Source organism: Stenotrophomonas terrae (assembly GCF_001431465.1).
GTDB classification, from domain to species: Bacteria; Pseudomonadota; Gammaproteobacteria; order Xanthomonadales; family Xanthomonadaceae; genus Stenotrophomonas; species Stenotrophomonas terrae.
On record NZ_LDJJ01000110.1, the window covers coordinates 1 to 539 of the forward strand.

Sequence of the window (539 nt, forward strand, 5' to 3'; positions counted from 1 at the left end):
GGTGCATACCAGCGGGTTGGCGGCATTGCAGGTGAAGATGCCCGCGCTGGTGACGCTGCTGAAGTCCAGGCCGCTGCCAAGCGTATCGGTCAGGGTGACCACACCGGTGCTGCGCGAACGCGCGATGGTCACGCTTAGCGTATAGCCGAGGCTGTCGCCGACACGCACTGGTCCGCCGCTGGAGGCCTGCTTTGCATAGCTCACCAGTGGGCTGGCCAGCGGTGTGGTGGTATCGCAGCTACCCGCGCAGGACGGATTGTCCGGGCCGCTGGGCACCACGGTGTTGCGCACCTGGCCGCTGGCCTGTGCGTTGACGATACCGGTGTAGGAGAACAGATAGGTATTGGGCGCGCTGCCGGCCGGCAAGGTGCACACCAGCGGATTGCCCGGCACACAGCTGAAGCCGCCGGCGTTGCTCACACTGCCGAAATCCAGGCCGCTGCCAAGGGTATCGGTCAGCGTGGTCACAGCAGTGGTGCGGGCATCGGCCACGACCACGCTCACCGTGTAGGCCACGCTGTCGCCCACCGCGACCGGAC

Annotated in this window: 1 protein-coding gene; it reads right to left on the reverse strand. The window is 66.8% G+C overall.

The window, feature by feature from the left end:
* A partial coding sequence (locus ABB27_RS18875) for a hypothetical protein (RefSeq protein ID WP_152984697.1) occupies nt 1-539 on the reverse strand: 539 nt, incomplete at both ends.